Source organism: Arsukibacterium sp. MJ3 (assembly GCF_000987765.1).
Lineage (GTDB): Bacteria > Pseudomonadota > Gammaproteobacteria > Enterobacterales > Alteromonadaceae > Alishewanella.
On record NZ_LAHP01000005.1, the window covers coordinates 152,249 to 166,420 of the forward strand.

Here is a 14,172-nt window from a genome sequence, read left to right on the forward strand (position 1 = left end):
ACGCATAATAAGAAGATGAAACTAAAATTTCCTTTAGCCACCTTTGCTGGGGTAATGACCTGGGCCCTGGTGTTTGTCATTACGCTGTATATTCAGCAGCTTCTGATACCGCCACAGCCTTGGCGGTTGGTATCAGCGTTGTTTATGTTATATGGCGTGGCGTTTATTACTCTGACACTAGATGCTGGCCCGGTCAGGCTGCAAAATCATGCTGGTAAATGGTTGTTGTTGCTGCAATTGGTCAGTGCTTTTGGCTTGATGTTGCTATTACCCTCGAAGTATTTCGATTATCTGGCTATTCTGACCATTATTTGGGTGTCGCTGTTACCGTCAGTTATGTCAAACCGTCGCGCTGTGTTGTTAGCGATACTGGTGGTGGTGCTGTGGTTTAGCCTGATAGCCAAGCTGGAACAGCGGCAGATGTGGATTAGTGCATTGTTGTATGGCAGTTTTCATTTATTTGCAGTGATGGTGCAAAGTGCGACGCAGGCTGAGCAAAATGCCAAAGAAGCGCTGGCGGATAAACATCAGCAATTGCTGGCTACCCAGCAATTGCTGCAGGCAGCGTCACGCCAAAGCGAACGAACCCGCATCGCCCGCAACCTGCATGATGTGGTTGGGCATCATTTAACGGCGCTGACCATCCAGTTGCAAGTGGCCGGCCATCTAACCGATGGCGACGCTAAAGTGCAGGTAGATAAATGCCATCAGCTGGCCAAGCTGTTGTTGTCTGACGTACGTGAAGCGGTTAGCACCATGCGACAGCATGCTGATTTATCTTTGCTCGATGCCCTGCAACAGCTTGTAGCCCTGGTGCCAGAGCAGCTTAAAGTGAAGTTGGACATTGCATCACAGATCATGTTGCACGATCTTAATCAAGCGCAACACTTACTATGCATAGTGCAGGAAGCGATTAGCAACAGTTTAAAGCATGCGACGGCGACAGAGCTGAGGATCAGAGCCGTGCTTGAGCAGCAGCAACTGCAGCTGACCATCAGCGACAACGGCAAGCTTGCAGCACACTGGCAACCAGGTAATGGTATTACCGGTATGCAGGAACGCATGGCAGAATGTGGTGGCAGCATGACGCTTAACACCACTGGCCAGAGTATGCAATTAGCTCTTAGCCTGCCATACCTGGCGAATAGCGATGCATAAAGTATTGTTAGTCGATGACCAGAAACTGATTCGGGACGGCATTACCAGCCTGCTCGGTTTATCAGGCAAGGTGCAAGTGATAGGAGAATGTGTTGATGGCTCAGGCGTATTGAATGCCTGCAGTGAGCTACAGCCGGATGTTATTTTACTGGATCTTTCCATGCCTGTCATGAATGGTGTGCAAACGCTGGCCTCGCTAAAGCAGGCTGGGGTGGTTACGCCGGTGCTTATTCTAACCACCTTTGATGAGCATGAACTTGTACTAAACAGTATTCAACTGGGTGCCCGTGGTTTTCTGCTAAAAGATGTGTCGCTGGATACGCTGGTACAAGCCATTACCATATTAGCTGCAGGGGGTAGCTATTTCGCGCCGAATATTACCGAGCGTCTGCTGAGCTCGGTGCGCAGCAACAGCACTGACTTTACTATGCCGGCACCGCAGGAGCCTCTTAGCGATAAAGAGCTGCAAATTCTGCAATTGATGGCCGCAGGTTACAGCAACAAAGAAATTGCGGCTGCGCTTTATAAATCAGAAGGCACTGTAAAAAACCAGTGTTCTGCAATTCTGGCAAAACTCGGTGTGCGGGATCGCACCCGGGCAGTGTTGCTGGCCTTGGAGCTCGGCCTAATCAGCTAGGGTTTCAGTCTGATTTAAGCCATCATGGCTAAATAGCCTGCTCTGCATTAACAAACATTAAAAAAACCGCTTGAAGGCGGTTTTTTTAATCAAGTCAGCGGAATTATTCTGATTACTCTTCGGTGGTATCCGCTTCAATAATTACCGGAATGGGTTTACCCATGCTGGTCAGTATTTGCCGTACTTCGGCCGGGATCTGGTGAGGATTATCTTTACGCAAATCTTCGTCTGCTGGCAGGGGTTGACCAGTGAAAGCATGCAAAAACGCTTCGCACAATAATTCACTGTTAGTCGCATGGCGCAGGTTATTGACCTGACGTCGGGTGCGCTCATCGGTTAATACTTTTAATACATTAAGCGGAATGGAAACGGTAATTTTTTTTACTTGTTCTGACTTTTTACCATGTTCCGCATAAGGATGGATGTATTCGCCATTCCATTTAGCCATAAAAATACCTTAGTTAATGATAATCGTTATTCGTATTTGCTTGCGCAGTTGCCAAATTCTAACTTTTTATACCGTCATGTCCAATAGTGAGCCACAAATAATCATTATAGACGGCTAAATGGTTTGACATCCAATTTTGGGTTGTTATACTTTTAGACGTCTAAACATCCAAACGGTGTCGTTATGTCTCAATCAGCTGCTGCAACCATCACTGCTCGGGCCGGTATCGCTCAGGATACGGCGTTTGGTGCAGTTACCCCACCATTATATTTAACGTCGACGTACGAGCTGCCCGCATTTAAACAGCCGGGCCAGTATGATTATTCCCGCTCAAACAATCCTACCCGGGATATTCTGGCTGACGCGTTGTGTGAATTGGAACAGGGCGCCAAAGCGATAGTCACCGGCAGTGGCATGTCGGCCTGTTTGCTGGCATTGCAATTATTAACAGCGGACGACACCTTAGTGATCCCGCATGATTGTTATGGTGGCAGCTATCGCTTGTTTACCAATCTGGCTGAGCGCAAACAAGCGTTTAAGGTAGTTATTGTTAATTTTCAGCAGGCAGATTGGACTGCGAAGGTTGCGGCGGCTAAACCTGCCATGATCTGGCTGGAAACACCCAGCAACCCGTTATTGCAAATTACTGATGTAAATGCGGTCTGTCAGCTGGCTGCTTCGTTAAAGGCTACCGTCGTAGTGGACAACACTTTTTTATCACCGGTATTACAACAGCCGCTCAAATTGGGTGCTGATATCGTGGTGCATTCCACCACAAAATACATTAATGGCCATAGTGACATTGTCGGCGGTGTACTGGTGGCTAAAGATCCGACAATTGGTGCTGAGTTAGCATGGTGGGCAAATTGCTTAGGCGTCACCGGACCAGCATTTGACAGCTATATGACACTGCGGGGGTTAAGGACTCTGGTACCCCGTTTGCATTTGCAGCAGCAAAACACCAGTGAGTTAGTCAGTTTTTTGCAACAGCAGCCGTTGGTCAGTAAATTGTATTATCCCGGGCTAACGGATCATCCTGGTCATGCCACGGCTAAAGCGCAGCAAAGTGGTTTTGGCGCGATGTGCAGTTTTGATTTAGCAGCACCTGCCGCTGCCTTGCCACTATTTTTTGCCAGCTTGCGCTTATTTACCCTGGCGCAATCGCTTGGCGGTATAGAAAGTTTAATTTGTCATCCAGGCAGCATGACTCATGCGTCTATGAGTGCCACTGCTCAGCACACTGCCGGTATCGGCCCAACCTTGATTCGTTTATCAATTGGTATCGAAGCCGCCGTAGATCTTATTGCCGATTTACAACGTGGTTTTCATGCTGTCGCCAATTGGCTGGCCAGTGAGCAAAACAGTAATAACACCGAGCGCGCAAGCAGTAAGGCGGCAGCCACAGATAATACAAATCAGCAATGTCGGTTAAATCCGGCTTTTTCGGCCATGTGGTAAGCGAAATGACACAGCATTTAACGGCTACAGCACCCCGGTTTTCATTGGCGGTGCATAAATTTGGTGGTAATAGCCTAGCAACGCCCGAGCGCTTTCATGCGGTTGCTGCAGTGGTACAGCAACAAGTTGGTTTACCCTGGATAGTAGTATCGGCACCCGGTGACACTACTGATGCTTTGTTGGCGATCATTGCCAGTAACCGTTGTAAAGATGATATTACTTCGGCACTGGTTACACTAACGCAGCAGTTACAGACACTGGTTGTAGCCACCTTACCCGCACATCTTGCGGCAGCTGTTGTTGCGCAACTTAGTGCCAAATTGCAACAAATACCATCGTGGCTAGCCCGCCAGCAAGCCAATGAGGTGTTGGCGCTAGGCGAGTGGTTATCAGCTAACGTGTTAGCGTTACTATTAACCGAGCAGGGCCGGCCGGCGGTGGCAATCGATGCCCGCGATTTTTTAGTGTTTCACCAAACCAAGCCAGATTGGCAAGCTAGCTCAGCATTACTCACTGCGTTATTGTCCACATACCGCCAGCAGCCAGTTATTAAGGTAGTAACCGGTTTTATTGGCCGCGATCAGCAGGGCAACAGTATTACGTTAGGCCGTAACGGTAGTGATTACAGTGCCACCTTGTTGGCTGCGTTACTGGGCGCTGATAGTGTGAGTATCTGGCGGGATGTAAAAGCCATATACAGTGCCGATCCACGAAAATGCGCCAATGCTATTCCTTACTTTGAAGTGAATGTACGACAAGCTTGTCAGCTGGCAGAACTGGGTAACTCCGTGCTGCATGCCCGCACCCTTGGGCCTCTTAAAGGCACTGCGATCACCTTACATGTCCGAAGTACCTTGCAGCCGGGGCAACCTGGCTGTGCCATAAAACCTGAAGCCGCACCGCAGGCTTTTTTAACCAGTTTATCTCAGGTTAGTTTGGTTACGCTGGCAACTCATCCGGCTATTAGTGCCGATACCTTGGCACGGCAATTACAGGCTGCTGTAGTGGAGTTGCCTCAGTCTCACAACGCCGATGATCACACTTGTCAGCGCTGGTTGCTATCGAGTGCCTGCTGGCCACAAGCTGCAGAGCTACTTCAGCAGCAAGGTGCTCATCCTTTAGCGGATACCTGTAGCTACTTTGCGCTGGTGTGGCTTAAAGCCAGTAACCAACAGCAGGTTAGTATGACGTTAAGTCAGTTATTACATCAGCTGGATGTGCAGCATCAATATGAAAATGATCAACTTGCTGTTTGGTTATTTAAACAGGAGTTAGCGGTGGCAGAGTTAAATCAGATCCATCAGCACTGCGTAATAATCAAGCCTGCTTTGCAATTGCTGGTGGCCGGTACCGGCAATGTAGGCGCTGAATTTTTACAGATGCTGCCAGCGCAACAGCAAGCACTGGCGCCCGGCATAACGCTGCAACTGGCGGGAGTTTTTAATTCGCGTCAGGCCTGGCTGGGCCCCGATTTACCGCCGGGGCAATGGCAAACAGAACTTACTAATAATAATCAGAACTATGATATTGAACAGCTGTTGCAATATGTGCAACAGCTAGCGGGGCCAAAGGTGCTGGTCGATATTACGCCCAGTTTGCAGTTTGCTAATCAGTATCCGGATTTTATTGCTGCCGGTTGTCATATCATTAGTGCCAATAAGCAAGGCGTTACCCTGCCAGTTACCCAATACAACACCATTCGTGCAGCGCTGGTTTCGCATCAGCTTAGTTGGCGCAGCAATACCACCGTTGGTGCGGGTATACCCATACAGCAAGTGATGCAGTCACTGTTACAAAGCGGTGATGTCATTACGCGAATTAGCGGGGTGTTTTCTGGCACCTTATCCTGGTTACTCTGCCAGTTTGATGGCAGCGTGCCATTTTCTAGCTTGCTGTCACAAGCCGCTGAACTGGGCTTTACCGAGCCGGATCCGCGTGATGATTTATCGGGTGTTGATGTTCAGCGCAAACTGTTGGTATTGGCGCGTGAACTGGGCTTGACCTTAGAGCTTGAGCAGATAAGTTTGCAGCCGTTACTGCCTGAAGCGTTGCTTGCGGGAAGTTGGCAAGACGCTTGGCAACAACGTGCGCTGCTGGATTCTATGCTTGGTGAGGCGTATACCGCCGCGAAGGCTGCCGGCAAATTACTGCGTTATGCCGCCAGTTTAACCATCACCGACGCGGGTCCTGTGGCGCAAGTAACATTGCAGCAGGTTGCACCAGATGAGCCTTTGGCTGCATTGGCGCCATGCGACAATATTTTTGTAATTGAAAGCCAGTGGTACAGCGCGAATCCATTGGTCTTAAAAGGCCCGGGTGCCGGCAAACAAGTTACCGCCGGTGGCATACATGCTGATGTAGCACAGTTGTGTCAACAGCTTATTTTAACTGGCTCACGCCACTTAGCCTGATGGCTTAACGAGAATAATTATGGCCTTTGCAAATGCCCAATACTTGGACGCAATAAACCGGAATCTGCAGGATGTGCAGGGGAAGGTGAATGTAAGTTTTGAATTTTTCCCGCCTAAAACCGCACAAATGGAGCAAACATTGTGGCAGTCGATTGAGCGACTGGCACCGTTGACGCCGTCTTTTGTGTCGGTGACTTACGGTGCTAATTCTGGCGAACGTGACCGCACCCATGACATTATAAAGTCGATTAAGCAACGCACTGGTTTAATTGCCGCACCGCATTTAACCTGTGTCGATGCGACGAAACAACAGCTTATCGATATTGCCAGAGATTACTGGGATAATGGCATTCGGCATATTGTGGCCCTACGGGGGGATTTACCAGTCAATAGCACGGCAACGCCAGAGTTGTATGCTACAGATTTAGTTGAGATATTACGTTCAGTAGCTGACTTTGATATTTCGGTAGCGGCTTACCCTGAGGTGCATCCGCAAGCACCAAATGCCCAATTCGATTTATTAAACTTAAAACGTAAAGTTGATGCTGGTGCCTCAAGGGCTATTACGCAGTTTTTCTTTGATAGTGAAAAGTTTTTACGTTATCGCGATCGTTGTGCTGCTATTGGTATTGATGTTGACATTATTCCGGGTATTTTACCGGTAACTAATTTTCAGCAATTACAAAAGTTTGCCGGGCTGACCAATGTCGCGATTCCAGACTGGATGAATAAAGCTTATCAAGGCTTGGATGACGACCCCACAACCCGAAATCTGGTGGCGGCTAATATTGCTATGGAGATGGTGAAAGTATTGAGCCGCGAGGGCGTTGCTCAGTTTCATTTTTATACACTTAACCGCAGTGAACTAAGTTATGCTATTTGTCATTTACTGGGAGTGCGGCCGGTACTTTAGCAATGGCTATTGCACTAGACTTCCCATGTCATAGCAAAAACGGTAATCTAACTGTTGCTTGTGTCGTTTAATTAGAAGCAGGGATTGGCGAATGCCGTGGTTAACTGTTTGCAGATACCGTATTGGGTACCAGATTTGCCTGGTAATTGGTTTGCTATCGTTTACAGTTATGGCAGCAGACGATACTGTTATCAATAAAACCGTTATTAATGATGCGACTGTTGTCAGTTTTGATAACTACTTCAGTGAAAGCTGGAGTACCTTTCACGGTTTACCTCACAACACTATTAACGCCATTGCGCAAACACCTGACGGTTATTTGTGGTTTGCTACCTGGGAAGGTGTTGCCCGCTTTAACGGGCGTCAGTTTGATATTTTCGAACGTAGTGAACTCACCGGTTTACCTGATTCTGGTATTCGGGCACTCACTGTTGCCAGCAATGGCGATTTACTCGTGGCGGGCTCGCGGGGGGGTATCGCCAGGGTTAAAGGTCACCATTGGCAAAGTTATCCACCGCTGGGCGTACTAATTAACAAGGTGCTGGTAGATAGTGTCCAGCGGCTTTGGCTGGCAACAGAAGGTGAAGGGGTGATATTGCAAAGCCCCGATGGCAGTCGGCGTCAATTCATCCAAGACAATGGTTTACCTGCCAATGCCGTGCATAGCTTATATGAAGATACTCAGGGCCAGATTTGGGTAGGTACAGCCGCTGGTCTGGCAATGATAGACGCCAACCTAATGCTAAGTACGCCCTTTCACGATACGCTAACCAGCCCGGTGTTTGCGCTGGCGGCGGGCGACGATCAGCAACTATTGATTGGTGCTGAAAGCGGGTTATATAAACTTAATAAACAGCAGCAACTCGTGCAGTTACTTGCAGATGTGCCGGTGTCAACGTTACTACCTGAAGACTCTGGTGGGCTTTGGATAGGTACTGTCGACCGTGGTTTATTGCGACTATACCAGAATAAACTTGAACAACTGAGTATAGAGCAAGGCCTACCAAACAACCGGATATTAGCCTTATTGCGAGATAAAGAGCACAGCCTTTGGGTTGGTACCAATGGTGGGGTTTTTCGGTTGCGTGATGCGCCATTTACCACCTACACCACCAAACAAGGCTTGGCAGATAATTACGTGCGGACAGTGCTGTCAGATGGCAAAAACTGTGTTTACGTAGGCAGTAGCCGTGGGCTGGACCGGATTTGTGATGGCAATATCAGCAATATCGATTTATCGTCACATGCCAAAGGCCAATCAGTACTTAGCCTGGCATTAGGTCAGGCGCAGCATTTATGGATAGGCACCTACACCGACGGCCTGTTGCACTATGCTAATGAGCAGGTTATCGCTCATTATCGCACCGAAGATGGCTTGGCGGCGAATGAAGTGCGGGCAATACTGCCGATGGCGGATGGTGCAGTATTGGTCGGTACTGCCCAGGGTGTCAATTTAATCAAAAATGGCCAGTTAACTACACCCGTACCGGCAGCGTTGTTACCATCGCCTTTTATCATGGCGTTGTATCAAACCAGTGATGGGCGGGTATTTATTGGCAGCGGTGCAGGCGTGTCAATTTGGCACAACGACACGGTGCGCCAACTCAATTTTGCGGATCTTGACCTGGCCCAATATGCTTTTGGTTTTGTAGAGGACCACGCTGCTGGCATTCTTTGGATGACCACTGACCGTGGTTTGGTCGCGTTTGATTTAGCCAGTGAGCAGCTGGCATTAATTGGCCGTAATCACGGCATGCCTTTTGACAAATTGTTTCAACTGGTTATTGATAAGCAACAGCAGTTTTGGATTTCAAGCAATCGTGGCGTGTTGCATTTTAGTCGGCAGCAAGCGTTAGACGTGGTCTATGGCCGACGCGACCAGATTAACTATGAATTGTTTGGTGAAAGTGACGGTATGATCAGTGCGCAGGCCAATGGCGGTTCATCGCCAGCGGCCAGCCTGCATAGCGATGGTTCGGTGTGGGTAGCCACATCGGTTGGGGTCAGTGAAGTGCAACCGGCCAGACTTTCGTCATTTTCTGCCATAATACCGCCAGTAGTTTTAGAAAAGCTGTTAGCCGATGGGCAGCCGTATATACCTGAACAGCATATTGATTTTGCCGCGGGTACTAGTCGGATAGAGCTCGAATATGCTGGGCTGGGTTATATTATGCCACAGCGTATTCAGTACCGGACCATGTTAGAAGGTTATGAGCAAGATTGGGTGTTTCGTGGTCCACAAAGTAACGTGCAATATACTAACCTGGCACCGGGGCCTTATCGTTTTAATGTTGTTGCATCCTACCCTGATGGTGGCTGGAGCCCGGTTGCCGCATCAGTATCTTTTAGCATAGCGCCACATTATTGGCAGCGGCCGTTATTTCAGTTTTTAGTCTTGTTTCTGCTGGTGGTTGTAGTAATAGCCGCAGTACGTTGGCGTTTAGGCAGTTTAAAACGTAGTGAAATAAAACTAAAATTACAGGTAGCAGAAAAAACTACCGAGTTGGCGGCATTAGCCAGATTAGATTCATTAACGGGTCTGGCTAATCGGCGGGCTTTTGATGAAGCCATGCAACATGAGCTAAAACGGGCTAAGCGCCAAAAAGAACCATTGTGTCTGGCGCTTCTGGATATTGATCATTTTAAACAGGTCAACGATAACTGGTCACATTCGGTGGGGGATGACGTGTTAAAACGAATTGCCATTACGTTGCAGCTGCATTGCCGGGATATCGACTCACTGGCACGCTGGGGTGGCGAAGAATTCGTAATTTTATTGCCTAATACCTCAATAGCTAAAGCAGCAGAAGTATGTGACAGGTTACGTCAGCAGGTTGCCAGCACCAGCATGGCAGACCTGGTGCCAGACTTAACCGTAACCCTGAGTGTCGGCTTAGCACAGCTTGGTAGCAAAGATGATGGTAAACAACTGCTTATTGATGCAGACCGGGCATTATACCAAGCTAAAAATCAAGGCCGTAATACGGTGGTTGTGCAACCTTCCGATCCGATAGATACCTCATAATAAAATAGATAAAAATTCACAAAAACAGCATAATTATTGTTGATTCTGCATGTTTGTCGTTCTACACTAGCAGCCGATTTATGCTATAACAATTAGCTGGTTTTGCAATAGAGTGTGCTTAACATGTCTGTGATGTCTTATTCTGAAAAAAAAATCCGGTGTGCTGTTTTGGGCGCCGCAGGTTACAGTGGTGCTGAATTATGTGCTTTACTGGTAGCCAACCCTCATTTTAGTTTGGAGCATGCTTTTGCGTCGGCGGGCCGAATCGCTGAGCCGCTCAGTAATCTGTATCCACGTTTCACCAATGCTATCGATATTGTGGTCGAGCCCTGGCGCGACGAGCGCATCAGCACCCTGAATGTTGACGTAGCGTTTTTGGCCTTACCGCATGAAGCAAGCGAAGCGATAACCCCGCTGTTACTGGCTGCCGGCATTGTGGTGGTTGATTTATCTGGTGCTTTTCGACTTAAACAGCCGCAACTTTATCCGAAGTATTATGGTTATCAACATCAGCATCCTGAGTTGTTGGCTGACGCTGTGTATTGCTTGATGGAGTGGTTAGAGCAAACTCCGGGCAATTTGATCTCGGTGCCGGGGTGTTACCCAACCGCCTGTTCGCTGGCATTATTGCCATTAGTAAAAGCAGAATTGATTGCTGAGCATTGCATTCCGGTAATTAATGCGACCAGTGGTGTGTCCGGAGCGGGCCGTAAAGCTACCCTTAATACTTCATTTTGCGAAGTTGGTTTAAATGCGTATGGCTTTTTTGGGCACCGGCATCGTCCTGAAATTGAGCAAAATCTAGGTCGAAAAGTGGTTTTTACGCCACATCTTGGTAATTTTAAACGAGGTATTCTGGCAACTAGTGTGGTGACGTTAAAGCCCAATGTTAGTGCTGAACACGTCAAACAAGTTTTTACCGAGGCCTATCAGCACAAACCATTAGTGCGGTTGTTAAACCACTCTCCCAATATCGCCAATGTAGTAGGGACACCCTATTGCGATCTGTATTGGCAACAGGACGAGGAGCAACTCATCGTGGTCTCTGCTATCGACAACCTGCTAAAAGGTGCCGCTGCCCAGGCAATGCAGGCGGCAAATATCCGCTTTGGTAAACCAGAAACGGCAGGCTTATTCAGCGGGGTGGTAGTTTGAAAACCTTACCCATCGTCATAAAAATGGGTGGTCGGCTATTGCAGGAGCGGGCTGCGATGGATGCCTTGCTAGCCGTATGCCGGCAGCTTAAACAACAACGGCCGGTAATTATCGTGCATGGTGGCGGCGATCAGGTTGATCAATGGCTGGCACAGTTTGGCTTTACCACTGAAAAAATTGATGGCCAACGGGTGTCACCGCCCGAGCAGATGCCGATTATTTGCGGTGCATTGGATGGGGCAGTTAATGCAGAATTGGTTAGCCGCGCCATGCTGCAACAGTTAAATCCAGTGGGGTTAAATCTGTCTGCCGGAGGCAGTTTGCAGTTTACCCTCAATACCCGGCTGGGTGCCGTTGGCTTAGCTAGAGCCGGTGAAGCAAAACTGGTCAATATATTACTGCAACAGGGTTTTACGCCGGTGTTCAGTTCGGTCGGAATTGGCAGTGAAGGACAGTTGCTAAATGTGAATGCGGATTTGGCTGCGGCGGCTATCTGTCAGCTGGTGCAGGGTGAGTTAGTATTATTGACTGACGTTCCGGGTATTTTAGATAGTCAGATGCAGCTTATTGCGGAATTAAGCCCTGCTGGTGCGGCAGAGCTGGTAGCCAGCGGGGTTATTAAAGGTGGCATGAAAGTGAAGCTGGATGCGGCACTGGAAACAGGTCAGGCGTTACAACGTAATATTATTGTCGCGGGCTGGAAGGAGCCAGAAAATTTATTAAAACTGATGCGGAATGAGCCAGTCGGCACCTGCATTTTATTTTAAACCTGCCTTGGTGTAATTAGCCACCATCGGCTTTAATCAGGAAACCGCCTAGCGGATTACAGCGTGTTTTATGAGTAAATTAAGCCAGCTGCTGTGTTTAGCTGAACTGGAACGGACCCAACTTAGCGATATTCTGAATTTAGCCGTGAAAATCAAGGGCAATCCAGCGCATTTTAGTACTGCGCTGACGGGTAAAAGTATTGCCCTGTTATTTGAAAAACCCTCTTTACGCACCCGGGTAAGCTTTGACGTTGGTATTAATAAGCTTGGTGGCCATAGCGTTTACCTGGATTTGCAAAACGGCGCCATGGGTGTGCGTGAGTCGGTAGAGGATTTTGGTAGTAATCTGGCATGCTGGACCGATGCCATTGTAGCTCGGGTGTTTTCACAAAAAACCTTGCTGGAACTGGCCCATAGCAGCAAAAAACCGGTAATTAACGCCTTAAGTGATTTGTATCATCCCTGTCAGGCGCTAGCAGATTTACTGACCTTACAGGAACAGTTTGGTGAGTTAAGTAACGTGCATCTGGCGTTTGTTGGCGATGGTAATAATGTCTGTCATTCGTTAATGTTGGGCTCAGCTATTATGGGCATGGACTTAACGGTTATCACCCCTCCAGGTTTTGGCCCTGATGCCCATGTATTGTTAAAGGCACAGCAGCTGGCGCTGAAAAGTGGTGCTAATTTGATATTAAGTCAGCATTTGTCATCAGCAGCCGGGGTTGATGCGCTGTATACCGACACCTGGTTTTCGATGGGCGCTAAAGCTGATCCTAAGCAGGTTGGTCAGTTATTTGCTGATTATCAAATTAATACTGCCGTGATGCAGCGTTTAGCGGTAAAACATTTTATGCACTGTTTGCCAGCGCATCGCGGTCAGGAAGTGACCAGCGAGGTGCTCGACAGCGATTATTCTTTGGTGTTGCAGCAAGCAGAAAACCGCATGCATGCGCAGAATGCCGTTTTAGTCAGTTTATTTAGTTGAGGTAACAATGGGTGTTAAAAAAGTAGTGTTGGCTTACTCGGGTGGTTTAGACACGTCGGCTATCGTGCCTTGGTTAAAAGATAACTATAACTGCGAAGTTATTGCCTTTGTCGCCAATGTCGGCCAGGGCGACGAAGAGTTAAATGGTGTTGAGCAAAAAGCCATTAATTCCGGAGCAAGCAGCTGCTATGTGGTCGATTTACGTCATGAATTAGTGAATGAGGTGATTTACCCCACGCTAAAAACCGGTGCGGTGTATGAGGGGCAGTACTTACTGGGTACGTCAATGGCCCGGCCGGTTATTGCAAGGGCTCAGGTAAAACTGGCATTAGAGCTGGGGGCTGATGCCTTATGTCATGGTTGTACCGGTAAAGGTAATGATCAGGTGCGGTTTGAAAGCTGTTTTGCTGCTTTGGCACCGCAGTTAAAAGTTATTGCGCCATGGCGCGAATGGCAGTTTACCTCTCGCCAATCGTTGCTGGATTATCTGGTTGAAAAAAATGTACCCACCACGGCTTCTGCTACCAAGATTTACAGTCGTGATGCCAACTTGTGGCATATTTCGCATGAAGGCGGCGAACTGGAAGATCCGTGGTGTGAGCCGTCAGAGCAAGTGTGGATGTGGACTAAGTCACCCGAGCAGGCGCCAGATCATTCTGCTTATGTTGAATTAGTGTTTGAACGGGGACAGTTAAGCAGTATTAATGGCCAGCAACTTGATGGCGTGGCCGCTATAGAATTATTAAACCAAATTGGTGCTGAGCATGGTATTGGTCGCATTGATATTGTTGAAAACCGCTTGGTAGGTATGAAATCACGCGGTTGTTATGAAACGCCGGGCGGCACCATTTTACTGGCCGGATTAAAGGGGCTGGAAGCGTTAGTTTATGATCGTAGCTCATTAAAATACCGTGAAGAAATTGGCCTGGAGTTTGCGCAACTGGTCTATGACGGCCGATGGTTTACGCCGTTAAAAGATGCATTGCTGGCCGCTGCAACGTCGCTGGCAGAGCAGTTAAGCGGTGAAGTGGTTATGAAGTTATATAAAGGTAATGTCACCGTAGCGAAACGCCGTTCAGTCAATACTTTGTATTCTGAAGCTTTCGCGACCTTTGAAGGTGACGAGGTTTATGATCAGAAAGATGCGGCAGGGTTTATCCGGCTATACAGTCTGGCCAGTCGGATCCGTGCTTTACATCAACAGAAGGGATAAGC

General features: G+C 48.2%; 11 protein-coding genes. 10 read left to right on the top strand and 1 reads right to left on the bottom strand.

Annotated features, from left to right (window positions below; genetic code table 11):
• Positions 1-15 precede the first annotated feature (15 nt).
• Both VT06_RS05680 and VT06_RS05685 read left to right on the top strand, forming a co-directional pair.
• The gene (locus VT06_RS05680; RefSeq protein WP_046553300.1) at positions 16-1,158 is read left to right on the top strand and encodes a sensor histidine kinase; all 1,143 of its coding nucleotides are present in this window, start codon (positions 16-18) and stop codon (positions 1,156-1,158) included.
• Positions 1,151-1,795 (top strand): response regulator transcription factor, encoded by a 645-nt coding sequence (locus VT06_RS05685; RefSeq protein ID WP_046553301.1) that lies wholly within the window; start codon positions 1,151-1,153, stop codon positions 1,793-1,795. Before VT06_RS05680 ends, VT06_RS05685 begins: the two co-directional genes overlap by 8 nt.
• 112 nt (positions 1,796-1,907) lie before the next feature.
• On the opposite strand, the gene metJ is transcribed toward VT06_RS05685, so the two are convergent.
• Positions 1,908-2,243, bottom strand: coding sequence for a met regulon transcriptional regulator MetJ (gene metJ, locus VT06_RS05690; protein WP_019675723.1), 336 nt, complete (start codon positions 2,241-2,243; stop codon positions 1,908-1,910).
• A 183-nt stretch (positions 2,244-2,426) separates the two neighbouring features.
• Between metJ and metB the strand changes: the two genes are divergently transcribed.
• The 8 genes from metB to VT06_RS05730 all read left to right on the top strand — a co-directional run bounded on the left by metB (position 2,427) and on the right by VT06_RS05730 (position 14,170).
• Positions 2,427-3,701 (top strand): cystathionine gamma-synthase, encoded by a 1,275-nt coding sequence (gene metB, locus VT06_RS05695; RefSeq protein ID WP_046553302.1) that lies wholly within the window; start codon positions 2,427-2,429, stop codon positions 3,699-3,701.
• A 5-nt stretch (positions 3,702-3,706) separates the two neighbouring features.
• Positions 3,707-6,112, top strand: coding sequence for a bifunctional aspartate kinase/homoserine dehydrogenase II (gene metL, locus VT06_RS05700; RefSeq protein WP_046553377.1), 2,406 nt, complete (start codon positions 3,707-3,709; stop codon positions 6,110-6,112).
• 19 nt (positions 6,113-6,131) lie between these two features.
• Positions 6,132-7,025: a methylenetetrahydrofolate reductase gene (gene metF / locus VT06_RS05705; protein ID WP_046553303.1), complete on the top strand. Its 894-nt coding sequence runs from the start codon at positions 6,132-6,134 to the stop codon at positions 7,023-7,025.
• A 169-nt stretch (positions 7,026-7,194) separates the two neighbouring features.
• A complete protein-coding gene (locus tag VT06_RS05710) occupies positions 7,195-10,050 on the top strand; it encodes a ligand-binding sensor domain-containing diguanylate cyclase (protein ID WP_046553378.1) in 2,856 nt (951 codons plus the stop codon).
• A gap of 123 nt (positions 10,051-10,173) precedes the next feature.
• Complete coding sequence (gene argC / locus VT06_RS05715) at positions 10,174-11,205, top strand: N-acetyl-gamma-glutamyl-phosphate reductase (RefSeq protein ID WP_046553304.1); 1,032 nt, start codon at positions 10,174-10,176, stop codon at positions 11,203-11,205.
• Positions 11,202-11,972, top strand: a complete 771-nt coding sequence (gene argB, locus VT06_RS05720) for an acetylglutamate kinase (protein ID WP_200897914.1) — start codon at positions 11,202-11,204, stop codon at positions 11,970-11,972. The genes argC and argB overlap by 4 nt, the downstream gene beginning before the upstream one ends.
• A gap of 70 nt (positions 11,973-12,042) precedes the next feature.
• Complete coding sequence (locus tag VT06_RS05725) at positions 12,043-12,957, top strand: ornithine carbamoyltransferase (RefSeq protein ID WP_046553305.1); 915 nt, start codon at positions 12,043-12,045, stop codon at positions 12,955-12,957.
• A gap of 7 nt (positions 12,958-12,964) precedes the next feature.
• Entirely contained in the window at positions 12,965-14,170 is a 1,206-nt protein-coding gene (locus VT06_RS05730) for an argininosuccinate synthase (protein WP_046553306.1), read from the top strand.
• Positions 14,171-14,172 lie beyond the last annotated feature (2 nt).

Bases quoted from the DNA above. Each gene is read 5' to 3' on its own strand.
- VT06_RS05680 (WP_046553300.1), top strand. From the start codon at position 16: ATGAAACTAAAATTTCCTTTAGCCACCTTTGCTGGGGTAATGACCTGG.
- VT06_RS05685 (WP_046553301.1), top strand. From the start codon at position 1,151: ATGCATAAAGTATTGTTAGTCGATGACCAGAAACTGATTCGGGACGGC.
- metJ (WP_019675723.1), bottom strand. From the start codon at position 2,243: ATGGCTAAATGGAATGGCGAATACATCCATCCTTATGCGGAACATGGT.
- metB (WP_046553302.1), top strand. From the start codon at position 2,427: ATGTCTCAATCAGCTGCTGCAACCATCACTGCTCGGGCCGGTATCGCT.
- metL (WP_046553377.1), top strand. From the start codon at position 3,707: ATGACACAGCATTTAACGGCTACAGCACCCCGGTTTTCATTGGCGGTG.
- metF (WP_046553303.1), top strand. From the start codon at position 6,132: ATGGCCTTTGCAAATGCCCAATACTTGGACGCAATAAACCGGAATCTG.
- VT06_RS05710 (WP_046553378.1), top strand. From the start codon at position 7,195: ATGGCAGCAGACGATACTGTTATCAATAAAACCGTTATTAATGATGCG.
- argC (WP_046553304.1), top strand. From the start codon at position 10,174: ATGTCTGTGATGTCTTATTCTGAAAAAAAAATCCGGTGTGCTGTTTTG.
- VT06_RS05725 (WP_046553305.1), top strand. From the start codon at position 12,043: ATGAGTAAATTAAGCCAGCTGCTGTGTTTAGCTGAACTGGAACGGACC.
- VT06_RS05730 (WP_046553306.1), top strand. From the start codon at position 12,965: ATGGGTGTTAAAAAAGTAGTGTTGGCTTACTCGGGTGGTTTAGACACG.